Consider the following 18,598-nt stretch of genomic DNA (forward strand, 5'->3'; position numbering starts at 1 on the left):
CACAGATCCACGCCACCCAGTTGAGGCTGACCAGCAGGATCGGCCAGCCGATGAAGATCAAGAAACTGCCGCCCCGCTCGCTCGCCCAGCGCGGCAGCCAGGGGCAGCACGCTTTCAAAACGGCTTCACCTGCCAGAGCGCGACCAGCGGGGACGCCGCTCAGGCGAGCCGGAGGCGTACGGGCAGGGCCGGCTCGACCCGGTTGCGGCCGTGGCGCTTGGCCCGGTAGAGCTGGGTGTCGGCGGCGTCGAGCACCTGCGGCGCGGTGCCCCCGGGTGCCAGCAGGGCCACCCCGAAGCTGATCGTGACGTGCAGACCTGGGCGCAGGCCGGCCCAGTCGTACGCCTCGACGGCGGCGCGTAGCCGCTCGCAGATCCCCCACGCCACCGCCAGGTCGGTGTCGGCGAAGGCCAGGCAGAACTCCTCGCCGCCCATCCGGGTGACCAGGTCGCCGGGCCGGCTGCCGACGCGCAGGATGTCGGCGAGCCGCTTGAGGACCTCGTCGCCGACCTGGTGGCCGAACTGGTCGTTGATGCTCTTGAACCGGTCGACGTCGGCGACCGCTACGCACAGTGGACGGTTGCCGGTCGTGGCGGCCTTGGCCAGCCGGGGCAGTTCCTCGTCCTGATGGCGCCTGTTCCACAGGCCGGTGAGCTGGTCCTCGCGGGCCCGCCGCGCCGACTCCTCGGCCTCGGTCCGCCAGGTCAGCCGCTCCCGCTCCAGCTCCTCCCGGCGAACGCGGTGCAGCTCCGCCTCCAGCCGGGCGCGCTCCGCCTCCAGCCGGGCATTGTCCAACTCGAACCGATTGGTCAGCAGCCGGGCCCGGGTCTCCGCCATCGCCGAGTACACGGTGCGTTCGGCGTCGTGGTACGTCCGGTAGTGGCGCAGCGCCGAGGCCATGTCGCCCTGCTTCTCGTACGCCACGGACAGCTGCTCGTGTACCGCCATGATGGTGGTCTTCTCGTTGGGCTCGGAGGCCATCGTGAGCACCATGTCCAGCGTGGCGATCGCCTCGTTGACCCGTTCCTCGAGCAGGCAGACCGCCGCGATGCCCTGCATGGCCTCCAGCTCCAAGGAGCGGTATCCGTGGGTCGCGCCCAGCTCGCCGGAGCGCCGCAACATCGCCGTGGCCTGCGCATACTCCCCGGCGAGCGCCAGCAGCGTGCCGTGGTTACCCAGGCACATGGACTCGCGGTAGGGATGCTCCGCCGCCCGGGCCAGGATCAGCGCGTCCCGCGCGTAGTCCAGGCCGTCGGCCAGCGCCTCCGCGGCGGCCGCCTCCTCGCCCTCGCCGCGCAGCTGCTTGACCAGCCCGACGGCGTTGTCGCTGAGGTTGTTGAGGATGCAGAAGACCGACTCGTCGTCGAGGTCGGTGCGGGCGAGGCCGAGCGCGCGGGTCAGAAACGCCTTGCCCTGGCGGTAGTCGCCCAGCGATCCGTGCACGCCGCCGATCCGGTTGTAGATCCAAAACTGGAGCTCGCGGTCGTCCAGGCGCTCCGCGATGTCGAGGATGGACGACAGCGCCGCGAGCGCCTCGTCGTGCAGGCCCAGCTTGGTGTACGCCAGGGCCTGGACGGTCTGCGCCTTGCACGCGGACTTTTCGTCGCCGGCGCCGTGCAGCAGCCGCGCGGCCAGGACGGTGGACCGTACCGCCTGCTCATGGTCGCCCAGGCGGACCAGGTGGACCGCGAGCACCCGCAGGGCCAGCCCGTGCAGGCCGTCGTCCTCGATCGCGGCCGCGAGGTCGGCCGCCTCCCGGGCCAGCGCCGACCCGGCGCGGTAGTCACCCTGCTGTCGTGCCGCCTCCGAGCGCTCGATGAGGCTCTCCGCCAGCTCCCGGACGGCGATCGGTGCGCGATCCGCAGCCGGCACATCGGGTGTGGGGGCTGGGGCGGCCTGCGGGAGTTGCACTCACGTTTGATATCACATATCGATCCTCTCGGGGTCCCACTGAAGGTCATCATCCAGAGAACTGTTCGCACGATGCAGCACATCCGCCCAATACATCGACGCCTCGCGATATGATGCCGGACATGTTGGCCCTGGTCACGCGAAGGCTCATGACGTTCCTGGCCGCTGGCGCTCTGGCAGGCGGCATCCTCCTCGCCCCCACGTCGGCCGCGCAGGCCGCCGTGCTCTTCTCCGACGACTTCGAGCAACCGACCGCCAACGTCTGGACCATCGGCGTCGGGCCGGGCGGCGCCTGGACGACCGCCACCGAGGACGGCTCGAAGGTGCTGCGCAATCCCCGCACCGACCTGGTGAACGTGCAGGCCAGGGGCGGTTGGGGGCGGGCACCGGCACCACCGTCTCGGCGCGGGTAAAACCGACAAGCCCCCTCAGCGCGGACAACACGGTCTCGCTCCTCGGCCGCGCCAACATCAACTACTACCTCGCGACGCTGACCGGCGGCCGGCTCGAGCTCACCCAGCGCTGGTTCAGCACGATGACCCTGCTGGCCAGCGCGCCGTTCACGGCGACACCCGGCTCGTGGTACGAGCTGACGCTGAGCTTCCCGACCAGCACCACGGTCACCGCGTCCGTCACCGGCCCGGGTGGCACGTCGGCGGCGGTGAGCGCCGCCGATCCGGGCGGCACCTCCTTCGGTGAGCAGGTCGGCTTGCTCGCCCGGTACACCAGCGCCTCCTTCGACGACGTCCGGGTCACCAACGCGCTGCCGGAACCCACCCCGACCGAGCCCGGCCCCTGCCCGCTGTCGATCGCGTACGCCATCGGCGCCCAGTACCCCAACTCGTTCTCCGTCAACATCACCGTCCGAAACATCACCCAGGAGCCGCTGAACGGCTGGACGATGCGCTGGACGTTCACCAACGGGCAGCTGATCACGTCCCTGTTCAACGGCGTCTGGTACCAGGTCGGACCGACCGTCACGGCCCGCAACCCGACCTGGTGGCCGGTCCTCGCGCCGAACGCCAGCCTCACGTTCGGCTTCCAGGCGGGCGGCCAGGGCCGGGGCTACCCGCCGACGGCGTTCACCGTCAACGGCGCCCCCTGCCAACCCACGTTCACAATGTGAGTGATGAGCGATGCTCCTCGCTGTCTTCGCCGTGTTGCTGACCGGTTTGCCGGGAACGGTGGTGGCCGGCAAACCCGTGGCGGCCGGCGACGTGCCGCGCACCGGCCGGGAGGTCGTCGACTTCACGCGGGACTGGCGCTTCGCGCTGGCCAACCGGGACGGCGTCCAGGTGCCGCCGGCGTACGCGGACGCGGTCTCGCCCGGGTATGACGACTCGTCCTGGCGGGTGCTGGACGTACCGCACGACTGGAGCATCGAACTGGACCCGACGGCGGGGCCGGGGACGACCGCGGGGACCGGCTACTTCCAGGGCGGCCTCGGCTTCTACCGCAAGACGTTCACGGTCCCGCCGGTCGCGGACGGCGACCGGATCTCGATCGAGTTCGACGGGGTCTACATGAACTCCGCGGTGTACCTCAACGGCACACTTCTCGGCACCCACCCCTACGGATACACGGGCTTCGCGTTCGACATCACCGGGCTCGCGCACACCGACGGCACGCCGAACGTGGTCGCCGTGAAGGTGCAGAACCAACTGCCGAACAGCCGCTGGTACTCCGGCAGCGGCATCTACCGCAACGTCCGCCTGGTGGTCACCGGCCCCGTCCACGTGCGCCGGCACGGCACCTTCGTGACCACCCCGGACGCCGCCACGACCATCGACCAGGGGTACGTCGACGTCCACGTCGCGACGGACGTGGTGAACGAGACCACCGAGGCCGAGCTCGTCCACACGGTGCGGGACGAGTCCGGCCGGGTCGTCGGCCGGGCCCGGGACGCCACCACCATCCGGGTACGGCACCCGCGGCTCTGGTCGGTCGACTCGCCGTACCTGTACACGCTGGAGACGAGCCTGTTGGTCGGCGGCCGGCCGGTCGACGCGGTGTCCACCCCGTTCGGGGTCCGCTGGGTCGAGATCGACCCGGCCGAGGGCATGTTCGTCAACGGCGAATACACCAAGCTCCAAGGCGTGGACCTGCACCACGACCTCGGCGCGCTCGGCGCCGCGGTGAGCGCCGACGCCATCGACCGCCAACTGTCGATCATGAAGCGCATGGGGGTCAACGCCCTGCGTACGGCCCACAACCCACCGGCGCCCGAGGTCATCGAGGCGTGCGAGCGCCTCGGCATCGTCGTCATGGTCGAGGCGTTCGACACCTGGCGCAACAACAAGACGGCGAACGACTACGGCGACTGGTTCGAGCTGGAGGCGCCCGGCGGGGGCGGGCTGCTGTGGTCCGATGTGGACATCATGGAGATGGTCCACGAGTTCAAGAACTCCCCCTCGGTCGTCATGTGGTCGATCGGCAACGAGATCCGCGGCCAGACCGTCGCCGACGCGCAGCGCCTCGTCGCGGACATCAAGTCGATCGACACGACGCGGCCGGTGGTGTGGGGCAGCGACAGCTACCGCACACCGCCGAGCCCCACCTCCACCAACGGGCAGATCGCCCAACTGCTGGACGGCGTCGGCCTCAACTACAACACCGCCCAGTCCGTCGACGCCCTGCACCAGCTCTACCCGGACACGTTCTTCTTCGAGTCCGAGTCGTCCTCGTCCACCTCGGCGCGCGGCGTCTACCAGTGGCCGGACCTGCTCAACACCGGTGAGGACTACACACCCGGACGGCGCCTGGTCTCCAGCTACGACAACAACATGGCGTCCTGGACGATGCCGGGCGAGTACGGCCTGAAGAAGGACCGGGACCGCAAGTTCTTCACCGGCGAGTTCCTCTGGTCCGGGTTCGACTACATCGGTGAGCCGACGCCGTACGGGCAGTTCCCCGTCAAGTCCGCGTTCTTCGGCGCGGTCGACACCGCGGGCTTCCCCAAGGACCTGTTCTACGCCTTCCAGAGCCAGTGGACCACCGAGCCGATGGTCCATCTCGTACCGATGAACTGGACCGACCACGAGCCCGGCCAGCCGGTGACCGTCTGGGCGTACTCCAATGTGGACACCGTCGAGCTGTTCCTCAATGGACGCTCGCTCGGCGCCCACCGGTACGACGGCAAGACGACCGCCTTCGGCCGCGACTACCTGGAGACGACCGAACCGACCGGCGACGACAAGACGTTCCCGTCCGGCAGCTACACCAGCCCCGGCGGCGGCACCGGCAAGCTCCACCTCACCTGGCAGGTGCCGTTCGAGCCCGGCGAGCTTCGGGCCGTCGCCACCCGGGACGGGGCCGCGGTCGCCACCGACGTGCTGCGCACCGCCGGCGCACCGCATACGCTGCGGCTGACCCCGGACCGGGCCGCCATCGACGCCGACGGCGAATCCCTGTCGTTCGTCACCGTCGAGGTCGTCGACGCGCACGGCGTCGTCGTGCCCGAGGCCGACGACCTGCTCCGGTTCACCGTCACCGGCGGCACCCTCGCGGGCGTCGACAACGGCCGGCAGGAGAGCGCCGAGAACTACCAGGCCGCGCACCGGTCCGCGTTCAACGGCAAGGCCCTGGCCATCGTCCGCTCCGACGAGCGACCGGGGCCGATCAGCATCACCGTGACCGGCGACGGGCTGCTCCCGGCGACCACCACCGTCTTCGACGTCGGGCGCCGCGACCGGGGCGGCGCCGTCGACCCCCACCTGCGCACGCCCACCGGCACACGGCCCGACCTGCCCCGCCACGTCACCCTCGTACGCGCCGACGGCTCCACCTCCCGGGAACGGGTGACCTGGGCCAGGCTCACCCGGGATCAGCTCGACTCGGAGCGGCCGTACCTGGTGCGGGGCACCGCGCGGGGCCACCGCGTCGCCGCGCACGTCACGCCGTACCGGGTCTCCTCCGTCCAGACGTTCACCGCGGCCGTGCCCGTCGGCGTACGGCCGTACCTGCCCGGCACGGCGCGGGTCACCTTCACCGACGGCGTCACCGACCTCGTCGCCGTCAATTGGGACCCTGTCCCCGACCCGACCGGCCCCGGCACCTTCACCGTGCCCGGGAAGCTCGCCGAACACGGCCTGACCACCTCGGTCGCGGTCACCGTGTCGGACGGCTGGACCCTGGGCCAGAACCTGGCACCCGCCGCCACGCCGTCGGCCAGCTTCAGCGGCACGCCGCAGACCGTACCCGCGACCATGACCGACGGCGTCCTGCCCGACGCCAACGGCTGGTCCAACCGCTACACCAAGGCCGCGACGGCGCTGCTGCCGGCGTACAGCCTGGCCCGGCCGGCCGACTGGGCGTCGCTGACCTGGACGAGCCCGCAAGCCGTCGACACGCTGGTGCCCTACTTCCGGCTGGCCGCCGGCCGCACCTTCCCCGCCGCCGTGTCCGTCGAGTACTGGGACGGCACCGGGTGGATCCCCGCCGCCAACCAGTCGGTGACCATGGCGACGCAGTCCGAGCAGCCCACGACGATCTCCTTCGACAAGGTGTCCACGACGGCGCTACGCCTCGTCGTCACCAGCGCCGCGCCGGCCACCCCGGACGGCTTCGTCCAGATCTCCGAACTCCACGCTCTGGGAGACGTGGCTATCGGGGACGTCAAGGAGGGCTAAGAGGTTCTCAGGCAGATCTACCCCGGTCCGCGTCACCTGCGGACCGCATGCTCCCGCGGGCACCGCGCAGGTCGGCGGCTCGCAAAGCGAGCCGAAATCCCCGACCCGCGCTGCCGGGTCCGCGAGACAAGCCCGCCGACGGTATGGGTCGTCCACCGCGGAGGGCGAGGCCGCGGGAGCAACGGCCGGGACCACGACGAACATCGCGGCAGCTCTAAGGCAAAGCGGTTTTGGGGCCGGCGTGCCTCGCGAAGCCCGTCAGGCTTGATGTCTTCGCGAGTCACCCCGGCCCCAAAACCCGACGAGGGCGTTCCAGTCGAGTACCTGACCAACCGCGCCGCCGAGCCGACCGACGTCACCATCCTGTACCGGGGCCGCGGCGCACTGACGTTCGAATCGGCCCGGGTGCTGGTCGCCGACGCCGACGGCCCGCGCCACCAGGCCGAGGCGTCCGGGTACGGCCTCGCGCCGCTGCCGACCGTCGCCGGCCCCGAGGCGGACACCGTCGCCGTGACCCTGCCCCCGAGTCGTGGGCGGTGCTCACCGCCCACTGAGCATGAAGGCGCTTTCGGCGATGCGGACGAACGAGCGGATCAGCGGGCTGGCGTGGTCTGTCGTCCAGGCGACCACGAGGCGGCTGGGCGGCATGTCGGTCAACGGCACCGCCGTCAGGCCGTCGGGCAGGGCGTGCGGGAGCGGCGCCAGGCCGACCGTGCCGTTCCAGAGGACGGCGCCAGGGTCAGGACGAGACCTGGGCACGGCGCGACTCGGCCATGCGCGAGGACGCCATCGTCGAGGAGGTCAGGTTGCTGATGATCAAGCGATATCCGGAGTGGACCGGCCGCGACTGGACCGACCGCGGCGTCGGCTGCCTCTGCGCGGAACGCTAAGAGGGCAGTTCATCCTCGCCGTCCGCGGTATCGCGCTGGGCTGGTAGTGGCGGCTATCGTACGGCGTCATGGCTCCCGGTTCGCCCGCGGTCACTGATCGACAACACGCGGGCAGATCACACGATCTTGTGATCGTGGTGCCCGGCATCATGGGGAGCGAACTGGTCGACAGCCGCACCCGACGGACGCTGTGGGGTTTCCGGGACCTGCGCTGGTACGTCCGGGCCTGGACCACCGGCGGCGGCTTGACCGCGTTGCGGCTCACCGACGAGGAACGCGCCGGGGTCTACGGCCGGGTGGAGGCGACCTCGTCGCTCCGGTTTCCGGCCTTCGCGCGCGTCCTGGCCGGTCTGGAGCCCTACACGAGGCTCTTCGACACGGTCCGCGCCGCGGTGCAGCCGGGCGTCCCGGTCGTGGACTTCGCCTACGACTGGCGGCTGCCCGTGGCCCACAACGCGGGCCTGCTGGCCGAACGGGTCCATCACGAGCTGCGGCGCTGGCACGCCCACCCGGCCCACGACGTCGCGCGGCGGGTGCACCCGGACGGCCGTCCAGCGCGGGTGGTCATCGTCGCCCACTCGATGGGTGGACTGCTGGCCAGATATCTGAGCACGATTCCGGGCGCCACCGACGACATCCGCGCGGTCGTCACCCTCGGCACCCCGTTCTACGGCTCGGTGAAGGCCGCGGTGCTGCTCAACGCCGGTCGTGGCGCCCCGTTTCCCAGCCACCGGCCATGGTCCCAGGCGTTGCGGCCGGCGGCCGACGAGGGCCTGCGTCGACTGGCCGCCAGCCTGCCCGGAGTGCACGATCTGCTGCCCACGTATCGGTGCGTCAACGACGGCCGGCGCGGTCAGCGGCTCGACCACGACACCGCGGTCGCGCTCGGCGCCGACCCGGACCACGCGCGAGCCTCGGCGGAGCTGCACCGGCGCCTGGCGGACGCGCCGATCCCCGGCCACCGCCCGCTGGTGGGTACGCACCAGCCCACCCCGCAGAGCTTCGCTCTCCGCGAAGACACGGTGTCCACTGAAGACGGACTGTGGGTCGACCGGGCCGAGGGCGGCGTGCGCTGGTCCAACGAGGCCGGTGACGGGACCGTGTACCGCGGGGCCGCCAGCCTCGACGGGACCGTCCACACCTACCTTCCGCAGCAGCATGGCCCGCTGGCGAAGAGCAGTGAGACGCGCGCGTTCGTGCACGGCGTCATCACCGAGCTGGACCTCGACCGGCTCGGCCCGCCGCAGGCCGCGCTCGAACTTGGCCTCGCGGTGCCCGACCTGGCGTGCCCGGGGGACGCGTTCACCGGTCTGGTCACCGGTGTCACCGGGCGCCGCGACGCCACCTGCCACGTCATCGACGCCGCGAACGGTCAACTCGTCAGCGCCCCGCTGATCGACGTCGACGCGGACGGTGCCCGGGTGGCCGTACGGCTGCCGCAGCCGGGGCTGTTCCGCGTCGAGGTGGCCGGCGGCGGCTACAGCCCGGTCAGCCAGCACGTGCTCGCGGTCGACCCCGGCCTGGCCGACGACGGTGCCGATGAGTGAGCCGGCCGATCGCCCGCCGCTGCTGATCTTCCCGATCGGGATCGGCACGTACGACGAACCGACGTTCGAGACGCTGGACGTCGAGCCGCAGATCCGCCGGTTGTGCGACCTGCTCGCCCCGTTCGGCGGCCGGCAGATCCCGTGGGCGGTACCGATGGACGGCCGCGGCGGCACCGCCGTACTCGACCGGCTGCAGGACTGGTCATCTGGACACGAGGACCACGACACGGTCCTCTACTGGATCGGGCACGGTTGGGACAACACCGTGGACGCGTCGCTCGCGCACCGCGAGAGCCCCGCCGTCGTGGACACCAGGGGCCTGCTGCCCAAGATGCTCGCCGGAGACATCGTCAAGCGGCAGAACAGTTCACCGCGGTCCTGGACGATGGTCGTCGTCGACGCCTGTAGCTCGGCGCGCTTCGCCCAACTCGTCAACGCGATCCTCGAGGAGGATCGGGACAACCCGCGGCGGATCCTGCTCATCGGAGTGTCCGGTGAGGGTGCCACCCGGCTTGGCGCGTTCACCATGACGCTGGACCACTGCCTCAACAACGTCTTCCGCGCGAACACCGTCATCGAGCTGCACGACCTCGCCGGGCAGCTGGAGCAGATGCTGACCGACAGCCACATCGTCGCCCGCGCGGTCCGCCCGCATGCCCTGGTCCGCACGCTGTCCCCGGCCGCCACGCTGCCGATCGTCGTCGACATCCAGAACGAGATCCGCGCACTGCCCACGGACACGCAATTGCATTTCCTACCCAAGGCCCGGGGCGGCGAAACCAGCGAGACCACCGAACTGCCCTGGTTCTTCGAGGGGCGTGAGGCGGAGCTGCGCCGCATCGCTACCTGGCTGCGCGACCCCGACCGCGCGCTGCTGGTCGTGACCGGTAACCCGGGCACCGGAAAGTCCGCGTTGCTCGGCCAGGTGCTGGCCCGTACCCATCCCGACCTGATCGCGGCGCTGGTGGACGCCGACCTTGTCGAGCCCATTCCGGCCGATCAGCAGCCACCGCCGAACGCCTTCGCCGCCTCGATCCTGCTCACCGGGCTCACCGTCGAGGACACGATCCGGCGGCTGGCGGACGATCTCCGGCTCGGGCCGCCACCGGCCGTCGGTACCACCGAGCAGCTCAGCGAGTGGCTCGAAACGGCGCTCGGCGGCAAGGCCGGAAAGACCGGCCGGAGTCGGCTCACGCTGATGCTGGACGCCCTCGACGAGGCCCAAGAGCCGGTCGTGCTCGCGAACCTGCTCGCACGCCTCGGCGGCATTGCCAACGTTTACCTGATCGTCGGCACCAGGCGCTCCAGCCGCGCCCGGATCGACGTACCGGACGCGCCGGACGAGGACCTGCTCGACGCCCTGCTCGCCGGGCCGGCGACCCACGACGTCGTCGACGTCAAACACGACCCGGACGCCCTGAGCCGGTACGTCGGGCGGCGCCTCACGGCCATCTTCGGCGGCGGCCACGAGGCGGCGGCGCAGGCCGTGGGGTTCGGCCTCGCCCTTCGTGGCCAGGAGTTCCTCTTCGCGCGGCTCGCCGTGCACGAGTTGGCGGCCCGGCCAGAGCTCGTCACCTCGGGCCAGCACGGCGATCTCACCCGGCTCCTCGGCGGGGACCACGGCACCCTGTTCGCCGCCGCGGTGCACCGGCTCACCCAACTCAACCCGGCCTATCGCCCCCTGCTGTACGCCCTGGCGTACGGACTGGGGCGCGGGCTTCCGATGTTTGACCAGACCTGGGCCACCGTCGCGTCCGCACTCGGCGACCCCGCGGCGCCACCGGCCGCCACCGACTTCGACAACCTGGTGGCGCACGCGGCGCCGTACCTGATGGTCGACAGCGAGTCCGGCCAGACCGTGTACCGCTTCGCCCACCGCAGCTTCCAGGAGCATCTGCAGCACGCCGATCACGTGCCGGCCCGGGAGCGGCACGCCGCCATCCTGGACGCTCTGCTGCGGGCCGCGGACCGGGCCCCCGACCCGCTGAACGCGTACCTGGTCCGGCACCTGTCCGGTCACGCCGCCGAGGCCGGCATCGACGGTCTGCGCCGGCTCGACCAGCGGCCGGATCTCGTCGACCGCCTCGATCCCCGGGCGGTCGCCTTCGACGCGCTGCGCACCGGTGTGAGCCCGTCCGACTTCCCGCCCACCATCGTCGGGGTCGTCGCCGCGCAGCACCACATCGTGCGGGCCACCACGGCCGACCGCACCGGGCTACGCCAACTGGCGATGGCACGGCAAGCGGGCACTACCACGTTCGCGCACGAACGCCCTACCCCGGACGCGACGTGGACGGTGCGCTGGGCCCGCTTCGCCTCCCAGGTGCCGCACATCACCCTCACCGGCCACATCGGACCGATCCGGGCACTGACCGTCCTGTCCGGCCCCGACGGTCAGCCGATCCTGGCCAGCGCCGGGTACGACACCACGGTTCCACTGTGGGACGCCGTCACCGGCGAGCGGGTCGACTCGTCCCTCATCGGCCACCCGAGCCGGATCACCAAGCTGGCGAGCCTGCCGCAGCCGGGGCGTCCGGCACTGCTCGCCAGCGGCGGCGTGGACGCCACGATCAGGCTCTGGAACCCGGCGACCGGACGGCAAATCGGCCCACCGCTGCGCGGCGACGCCGGGCAGATCTCGGCGCTGACGGCGGTGCCGGGACCGGCGGATCGGGCCTTGCTCGCGAGCGTCAGTGACGGCGGGACGGCCATCTGGCTGTGGGATCCGGTGGCCGGGCGCGTCGTGCACACCTCGCCGACCGGACACACCACCCGGGTGGTCGCGCTCACCGTCGTACCGGATGTGGCTGGTCGGCCCCTGCTCGCGACGGCGGGTGAGGATGCGACGATCCGGATCTGGGATCCGCGTGCCGGGCGGGACATGGGCGGCGGACCGTTGAACGACCCGGCCGGACAACCGGACGACGAGCGGCCCGCGGGCGGGCGCATCTGGGCGCTGGCCGCCGTGCCGTACGAGCAGAACCGCCACCTCATCGCCTGCGCCGGCGACGACACGACCATCCAGCTGTGGGACCCGGAAACCGGCCGCCGGGTGGGCGCACCGTTGACCGGGCACACGCAGCCGGTCACCGCCCTGGCCGTCCTGCCCGGACCGGACGGCAAAGCCCTCCTGGCCAGCGCCGGCGACGACGCGACCATCCGGCTGCGCGACCCCGTCACCGGCCGGCCGTTCGGAGCGCCGCTCACCGGCCACACCCTGCCGGTGACGGCGCTTGCCGTGGTGCCGGCACCGCACGGCAGGCCGCTGCTCGCCAGTGCCAGCAAGGATTCGACCATCCGGCTGTGGGACCCGACCGCCGCGATGCCCACGAATCGCCCCGCTCTCGGGCACACCGGCAAGATCCTGGCGCTGACGACACTGTCCGAACAGGACACCGACCTGCTGGTCAGCGCGGGCGAGGATACGACGATCCAGGTGTGGGACGGCGCCACGGGGCGGCGGCACGGGGAGCCGCTGACCGGCCACACCCGTCCGGTCACGGCGTTGGCCGTCCTGCGGGATGCCGACGGACGTACGCTGCTCGCCAGCGCGGGCGACGACGCGACCATCCGGGTCTGGGACGCCTACGCCGGCCGGCCGGTCGGCTCGCCGATGCCCGGCCAGACGGGCTGGATCCGGGCTCTGGCCGCAGTTCCGGGCCCCGCGGGGAACAGTTGCTGGCGAGCGCGGGCGACGACGCGATCATCCGAATCCATGATCTTTCCGCCCGCCGGCCGTTCGGCACGACGATGGGCGGACACACCGGCAGGGTCTGGGCGTTGGCCGCTGTTCCCGGTCTGGACGGCACGATCATGCTCGCCAGTGCCGGCGACGACGCCACGGTACGGCTGTGGGAGCCCATCGGCGGCAACCCGGTGGGGCCGCCGACGCGCGGGCACACCGCGCGCGTCCTGGCGCTGGCGGTCGTGCCCGGACCGGACGGCGTATCGCTGCTCGCCAGCGCGGGCGACGACGGCGCGATCCGGCTGTCCGATCCCATCTCCGGCGACCCGTACCTGCCACCGCTGGTCGGTCACCGCGGCGGCGTGCTCGCCTTGGCGGTCCGACCGGATCCGACCGGATCGCCCCTGATCCTCAGTGCCGGCGTCGACCGAACGGTCCGGATATGGGACCTGACCGGTGCCTGCCGGCAGGTCGTTCCCGTCGGCACCATGGCGCAGTCGGTCAGCTGGACCAACCACGGGCTCGCCATCGCGGGCGACGAAGGGCTGGCCCTGGTGTCCATCCGGCAGCCGAAGGAACTATCCGAAAGGGAGCACGATGCCCGGGATGTCGATCTTCGAGGAGGGCCCGTCGGCGACTCGGGTGGCGAGCCTTCCGCTGTCGCATCTGTCCGTGCAACTCGGCCACGTACCGGCTGAGGACCTCAGCGCCGGACCTGGTCGGTTGCGTCACCACTTCAGGCTGATCGCACCGTGGCTGGCGACGGCGCGCGACACCGTCGCCCGGGTGGTGCCCGGCGGAAAAACCCGGATCAGCACCTGCTTCGTCGTCGACGACTACCACCTGGCACCGCCACCGCCCGCGGAGGTCCTGCCGATGGTGATCGATGCCGCACGCGCCAGCGACATCTCGATCGACTACATCGTGCGATCGTCGGCCTGTGCCGGGGCCGACGGCATATCCCCGGTGCAGATCCTGCTCGATCACATCGTCGAGGAGCCCGCGGTCGGCAGCAACGGCACGCGGCCGCCCGTTCAGGAAACCGGGTGGCTGAGCAACGGCCGGCGCAGTCCGTCGGCGGCCCTGGTCGACCCGGTTTCCCTGCCCAGCGCCTGGGCGCCGCCGGCACAGCATGCTCCCCGCGGGCACTCGATCTTCCTCGACGTGGAGCTGTGGAACGATATCAGCGGTCGGCGCGTCTGGTCGGACGCCCTCCTGGCGAGCGCGGTGCAGATGCTCCGGCTCGGCCTGCTGCGGTACCAGGGGCAACCGGTCCATCCGCCGCATCCGTGGGATGGCGAGTTTCCGGCGGACTGGGACCTGTTGCCGCCCGTGCTCCGGGTCAATCCGACCGCCGCGCCGTTCAGCGCCTACCGGACGTCGACGGTACTGGACAGCCGCCTCACCGCCGAGGCGTACGCGGTCCGGACGATCCTCGGCCAGGTCGCCGTCAACGCGGCGGTCGTCGACCCGATCAGACACCGCGCGGTGGGTGAGACACTCGACCTGCCGTTCGAGACCGTCGACCGGATCGTCTACGTCTTCGTCGGCTGACCCAGCGACGGGAGGACGGCGAGGGCGGCCAGCGAGAACTGATCACGTACCCGGCTCACCAACGTGTTCCACTGTCGACTCAGACCGGGTTGCCTCTCGAGGGCCTCCCAGAGGGCCGCTGCCCTGGTGGAGCTGCGAGCCCCCGGCATCCAGAGATGCAGTAGATGCTCCACCGCGGGACGAAGCCGATGGATCACCGCGTCCGGCCTCTCCACGCCGACCCGGCTGTGCTCGACCAGCCTCACCAGCGTGGTCAACAGCCAGTCGTGCAGCGCGAGATCGGCGGCGAAATTGGCCACCGATGCCAGGTCGTCCTCGCCTGACACGACCAACATCCGGATGCCGCCCGTGTCGAGGGTGAACCGCACCATCGGCTCCCCCACCACCTGCGGAGGCGGGGGAACCGCGACCCAGCGCAACAAGGTCCTCGCGACCCGGAACGGCACCTGCCGGTCGAGCACGGCCGCGACCTGCACGCTGTCCATCAATCGCGTGCTCAACGCGCCCAGGTCGAGGACGTCGCCCCCCTCATCGGACCGCACAAATCCCCAGGTCAACGAGTCGGCGCCCGCCCTGCCGATCAATTCGACGACGCCCGGCCTGGCCAGGTAGTACGACCAAGCAAGGCGGCGTTGAGCGTCGCTGCGGACGACCGCCGTACGCGACGAGCCCTGCAGCAGGTGTCCCCCGGTGATCGACACTTCGCTGGACACCGTGCCCACGACGCGCGCCTTCTGCCGGTCCGAGGTCGCGGCCAGACAGTCGACGCCGGTGAACACCGGCATCGAGACCACATGCGCGATCGGCCGCTCGGATCGGCGCACCACCTCGTCACTCGTCAGGCGGACGAGCCGCTCGCAGGTGGCCACCGGCAACGCCGACGAGTTGCGCAGCAGGGCCGTGTGGACCTCACCCATCGCCACCAGCGGTGCATCCCGGCGGGGGTCGGACATCGGCGCTCCAAGGTTCGCGGGACGGACCTCGATTTCACCGCACCCGGGCAGGTGGGCGCAACGCACGCCTCACGGTTCGGGGCGGGCGAGCGGCGCGCTGGCCGTGCTGCCGCGCACGACGAGCTGTGGTTCGAGGACGATCTCCTGATCCTGGGTGCGTTTGCCGTCGAGGCGTTCGATCGCGGCGGCCACGGCGAGCCGGGCCTGCTCCCTCGGGGACTGGCTGACGGTGGTGAGGTTCATCCGGTAGAGCTGGGCCAGGAGGCTGTCGTCGTAGCCGGCGACGGACACCTGCGCCGGTACGCCGATCCCGGCCCGGTCGAGGTGGTCGAGGACGCCGACGGCGCAGCGGTCGTTGTAGGCGACGATCGCCGTCACGCCGCTGGACAGGTCGAGCGCCTGCGCGGCGCGGATGCCGTCGCGTTCGGTCTCGCCTCCATGGTGGACGGTCGGTGCGAGGCCGTGGCGGCGCATGGCCATCGTGTACGCCTCGCGCCGCTCGGCGGAGACGAAGCCGTCGCCGCCGTCGACGTGCGCGATGTGCCGGTGGCCGAGCGCGACGAGGTGGTCGACGAGCAGGGCGAGGCCCTCCCGGTCGGCGGTGCGGATCACGTCGAAGCCCGGCATGCCGATCGCCCGGCCGACGGAGACGACGGGCACTCCCCCGGTGAGCTCGGCCAGCGCCTGCGCCGGCAGCACCGAGCCGAGCAGGAACAGCGCCTCGCACCGGAAGTCGAGCAGGGTCTGGATCGCCTCGGTCTCGTCGTGGCTGGGTGTCATGGCGCCCAGGGCCAGGTCGTAGCCGCTCTGGTCGGCGACGAGCTGGATCTCCTCGACCAGCTCCGCGTGGAACGGGTTGCTGGGTGTCACGGTGACGCCCAGCATGCCGGAGCGTCGGCGGGCCAGCAGGCTCGCCGTGCGGTTGGTGCGGTAGCCGAGGCGGTCGGCGATCTGCAGCACGCGGGCGGTGGTGCCGGCGCTCGGGCCGGGGTTGCCGTTGAGGATCAGCGACACCAGGCCCTTGGAGACGCCCGCCTCGGCGGCCACGTCCCGCATCGTCGGGCGCCGGCGCCCGCCGGGCGCTTGCTCGCCTGCCACTTCCACACCCCGCGTTTCACGTTCGAAACAAACCGTTGACACCGCCAACACCGTGACGCATGCTACATCCCAACATTTTAAACCGGTTTAAAGGATCCACGCAATTGAGGAGTCTTCATGCCTAAAGATCGCCTGGGAGTGGCGGTGATCGGGGCCGGCATGGCGGGCCGGTCCCACGCGGCCGGCTACCGCTCCGCGACGACCTGCTACGGCCCGGGACTCCCCCAGATCGACCTCGTCGCCATCGCCGACCTGAACCAGACGTTCGCGCAGGACACGGCCCGCCGATTCGGGTACGCCCGAGCCGAGTCGTCCTGGGAGGCGATCGCCGCGGCCCCGGACGTCGACGTGGTGAGCGTCGTCGTGGCCAACCACCTGCACCGGGAGGTGGTCCTGGGCCTGCTGGCGGCCGGCAAGCACGTGCTGTGCGAGAAGCCGTTCGCGCCCACGATCGCGGACGCCGAGGCCATGGTGGCCGCGGCCGACGCGGCGCCGCACCTGCGCACGGCGGTCGGCTTCACGTTCCGCCGCTCCCCCGCGATCGCCGCGATCAAGGAACGCGTCGACAGCGGCGCCATGGGCCGGGTCCTGCACTTCAACGGCCACTACTGGTGCGACTACGGCTGCGATCCGCGCGCCCCGATGAGCTGGCGCTACAAGGGCGGTCCCGGATCCGGCGCCCTCGCCGACATCGGCAGCCACCTCGTGGACCTGGCCGAGTTCCTGTGCGGCCCGATCGAGTCCGTACGGGGCGCGACGCTGTCCACGTTCGTCACCGAGCGGGCGCTGCCGCTGGGCGCGGCCGTGGGTCACGCCGCCACCGAGCTCAGCGACGTCACCGAGCCGGTGGAGAACGAGGACCTGGTGACCTTCTCGGCCGGGTTCGCCTCCGGGGCCACGGCCACGGTCTCGGCCTCCCGCGTGGCGATCGGCCTGGCCAACGGGCTGGGCTTCGAGCTGTTCGGGGAGAACGCCGGCGCCACCTTCGACCTGGGCCGGGCCGGAGAGTTCAGCTACGTCGACCGCGCGGTCCGCGACGGCACCAGCGGGTACCGCACCGTGCCGGTCGGGCCGGGACACCCGTACGTGACCGGCGGGTTCCCGATGGACTTTCCCGGCGTCGGCTACGGGCAGAACGACCTGTTCGTGTTCCAGGCGCGCGCGTTCCTGGAGCAGGTGGCCGGCCTCGACCGGCTGCCGCCGGTGCCCTCGTTCGCGCACGGCCTGCGCAACCTTCGCGTCCTTCAGGCGATCACGGAGTCCGCGGACGCCGGCGGCGCCGAAGTCAAAGTCCCCCACCTGTACTGAGGAGTCCCCCGATGAAGCTTGGCGCCTACACCGCCTGCCTGCACGACAAGCCGCTGCCGGAGGCCCTGGCCGTCCTCGCCGGGTTCGGGCTGGACAGCGCGGAGGTCAACTCCGGCGGGTTCATCCCCGAGCCGCACCTGCCGATCGCCGACATCCTCGCCAGCGGCCAGGCACGCGAGGACTACCTGGGGGTGTTCGCCGGGCACGGGATGACCCTCACGGCGTTGAACTGCAACGGAAACCCGCTGCACCCCAACCCGGCGGTTCGCGAGAAGCACGCCGCCGACATCCTGCGCTCCATCGAGGTCGCCGCGCTGCTCGGGGTCAAGCGGGTCGTGACGATGTCCGGTACCCCGGCGGCCAGCGCGAGCGGCACCAACCCCGCGTGGAACGTGCTGCCGTGGGACAGCGCGTACCTCGACGTGCGGGACTACCAGTGGAACGAGGTGGCGATCCCGTTCTGGCGCACGGTCCAGGAGCGGGCCGCCGACCTCGACGTCAAGATCGCCATCGAGATGCACCCGCACAACGTGGTCTACAACCCGGCGACGCTGCTGCGGCTCGTCGAGGCGATCGACGCCACGCACGTCGGCGCCGAACTCGACCCGTCGCACCTGTTCTGGCAGGGCATCGAGCCGATCGAGGCGATCGACCACCTGGGCGCGCTGGTGTACAACGCCGCCGCCAAGGACACCCGGATCAACCCCGCCGCCCGCGTCAACGGCGTGCTGGACGACCGGTTCGGCCGGGTACGCCCCGACGAGCCCGGAGCGGTCGGCCTCGGCGGCCCGTACACGCTCAGCCGCTGGCCCACCAACTCCTCCTGGGACTTCGTCGCCGTGGGCCGCGGACACGACCTCGACTGGTGGCGCGGCTTCCTGCGGGCGCTGGAACGGCTGGACCCCGACATGGCCGTGAACATCGAGCACGAAGACCAAGAGCTCGGGCAGCTCGAAGGGCTCGAATCGGCCGCCAAGACGCTGCTCGCGGCCGCCGGCCGATGATCCCCCACAAAGGAGTATCC

At 71.4% G+C, this 18,598-nt stretch carries 12 protein-coding genes and 1 pseudogene; 9 read left to right on the plus strand and 4 right to left on the minus strand.

Annotated features, from left to right (window positions below; translation table 11 throughout):
* Nucleotides 1-159: 159 nt before the first annotated feature.
* Complete coding sequence (locus Prum_RS01300) at nt 160-1,911, minus strand: tetratricopeptide repeat-containing diguanylate cyclase (RefSeq protein ID WP_173073227.1); 1,752 nt, start codon at nt 1,909-1,911, stop codon at nt 160-162.
* Between the two features lie 122 nt (nt 1,912-2,033).
* On the opposite strand from Prum_RS01300, the gene Prum_RS01305 reads away from it, so the two are divergent.
* Genes Prum_RS01305 through Prum_RS01315 form a run of 3 tightly spaced genes read left to right on the plus strand, consistent with a single transcriptional unit; the run spans nt 2,034 to nt 6,539 of the window.
* Complete coding sequence (locus Prum_RS01305) at nt 2,034-2,324, plus strand: hypothetical protein (RefSeq protein WP_173073228.1); 291 nt, start codon at nt 2,034-2,036, stop codon at nt 2,322-2,324.
* Nucleotides 2,285-3,037, plus strand: a complete 753-nt coding sequence (locus Prum_RS01310) for a cellulose binding domain-containing protein (RefSeq protein ID WP_173073230.1) — start codon at nt 2,285-2,287, stop codon at nt 3,035-3,037. Before Prum_RS01305 ends, Prum_RS01310 begins: the two co-directional genes overlap by 40 nt.
* 10 nt (nt 3,038-3,047) lie before the next feature.
* Nucleotides 3,048-6,539, plus strand: coding sequence for a glycoside hydrolase family 2 TIM barrel-domain containing protein (locus Prum_RS01315; protein ID WP_173073232.1), 3,492 nt, complete (start codon nt 3,048-3,050; stop codon nt 6,537-6,539).
* Between the two features lie 540 nt (nt 6,540-7,079).
* Here the strand turns inward: Prum_RS01315 and Prum_RS01320 are convergent.
* Nucleotides 7,080-7,298, minus strand: a complete 219-nt coding sequence (locus Prum_RS01320; protein WP_218576941.1) for a type 2 periplasmic-binding domain-containing protein — start codon at nt 7,296-7,298, stop codon at nt 7,080-7,082.
* A 265-nt stretch (nt 7,299-7,563) separates the two neighbouring features.
* On the opposite strand from Prum_RS01320, the gene Prum_RS01330 reads away from it, so the two are divergent.
* From Prum_RS01330 to Prum_RS01345, 4 genes and pseudogenes are all read left to right on the plus strand, one after another.
* Nucleotides 7,564-8,976 carry a lipase family alpha/beta hydrolase gene (locus tag Prum_RS01330; RefSeq protein ID WP_173073234.1) on the plus strand — a complete coding sequence of 471 codons (1,413 nt, stop codon included), beginning with the start codon at nt 7,564-7,566 and terminating at the stop codon, nt 8,974-8,976.
* Between the two features lie 610 nt (nt 8,977-9,586).
* Nucleotides 9,587-12,547, plus strand: a pseudogene (locus tag Prum_RS01335) (AAA family ATPase); the annotation flags it as partial.
* Between the two features lie 179 nt (nt 12,548-12,726).
* Entirely contained in the window at nt 12,727-13,359 is a 633-nt protein-coding gene (locus Prum_RS54840) for a WD40 repeat domain-containing protein (protein WP_371871173.1), read from the plus strand.
* Nucleotides 13,268-14,215, plus strand: coding sequence for an SCO2522 family protein (locus Prum_RS01345; protein WP_246277572.1), 948 nt, complete (start codon nt 13,268-13,270; stop codon nt 14,213-14,215). Before Prum_RS54840 ends, Prum_RS01345 begins: the two co-directional genes overlap by 92 nt.
* Here Prum_RS01345 and Prum_RS01350 read toward each other — a convergent pair.
* Complete coding sequence (locus tag Prum_RS01350; RefSeq protein ID WP_308785323.1) at nt 14,197-15,168, minus strand: SCO2521 family protein; 972 nt, start codon at nt 15,166-15,168, stop codon at nt 14,197-14,199. The genes Prum_RS01345 and Prum_RS01350 overlap by 19 nt on opposite strands.
* A 69-nt stretch (nt 15,169-15,237) precedes the next feature.
* A complete protein-coding gene (locus Prum_RS01355; protein WP_246277573.1) occupies nt 15,238-16,266 on the minus strand; it encodes a LacI family DNA-binding transcriptional regulator in 1,029 nt (342 codons plus the stop codon).
* Nucleotides 16,267-16,383: 117 nt separating this feature from the next.
* Here Prum_RS01355 and Prum_RS01360 point away from each other — a divergent pair, with 117 nt between their 5' ends.
* Together Prum_RS01360 and Prum_RS01365 are read left to right on the plus strand one after the other, a co-directional pair.
* Nucleotides 16,384-17,574 (plus strand): Gfo/Idh/MocA family protein, encoded by a 1,191-nt coding sequence (locus Prum_RS01360; protein ID WP_173073244.1) that lies wholly within the window; start codon nt 16,384-16,386, stop codon nt 17,572-17,574.
* An 11-nt stretch (nt 17,575-17,585) separates the two neighbouring features.
* Nucleotides 17,586-18,578: a sugar phosphate isomerase/epimerase family protein gene (locus Prum_RS01365; RefSeq protein WP_173073246.1), complete on the plus strand. Its 993-nt coding sequence runs from the start codon at nt 17,586-17,588 to the stop codon at nt 18,576-18,578.
* Nucleotides 18,579-18,598 lie beyond the last annotated feature (20 nt).

Origin of the sequence: Phytohabitans rumicis (assembly GCF_011764445.1) — a bacterium.
In the GTDB taxonomy this organism is placed as follows: domain Bacteria; phylum Actinomycetota; class Actinomycetes; order Mycobacteriales; family Micromonosporaceae; genus Phytohabitans; species Phytohabitans rumicis.

Bases quoted from the DNA above. Each gene is read 5' to 3' on its own strand.
- Prum_RS01305 (WP_173073228.1), top strand. From the start codon at position 2,034: ATGTTGGCCCTGGTCACGCGAAGGCTCATGACGTTCCTGGCCGCTGGC.
- Prum_RS01315 (WP_173073232.1), top strand. From the start codon at position 3,048: ATGCTCCTCGCTGTCTTCGCCGTGTTGCTGACCGGTTTGCCGGGAACG.
- Prum_RS54840 (WP_371871173.1), top strand. From the start codon at position 12,727: ATGGGCGGACACACCGGCAGGGTCTGGGCGTTGGCCGCTGTTCCCGGT.
- Prum_RS01345 (WP_246277572.1), top strand. From the start codon at position 13,268: ATGTCGATCTTCGAGGAGGGCCCGTCGGCGACTCGGGTGGCGAGCCTT.
- Prum_RS01350 (WP_308785323.1), bottom strand. From the start codon at position 15,168: ATGTCCGACCCCCGCCGGGATGCACCGCTGGTGGCGATGGGTGAGGTC.
- Prum_RS01360 (WP_173073244.1), top strand. From the start codon at position 16,384: ATGCCTAAAGATCGCCTGGGAGTGGCGGTGATCGGGGCCGGCATGGCG.
- Prum_RS01365 (WP_173073246.1), top strand. From the start codon at position 17,586: ATGAAGCTTGGCGCCTACACCGCCTGCCTGCACGACAAGCCGCTGCCG.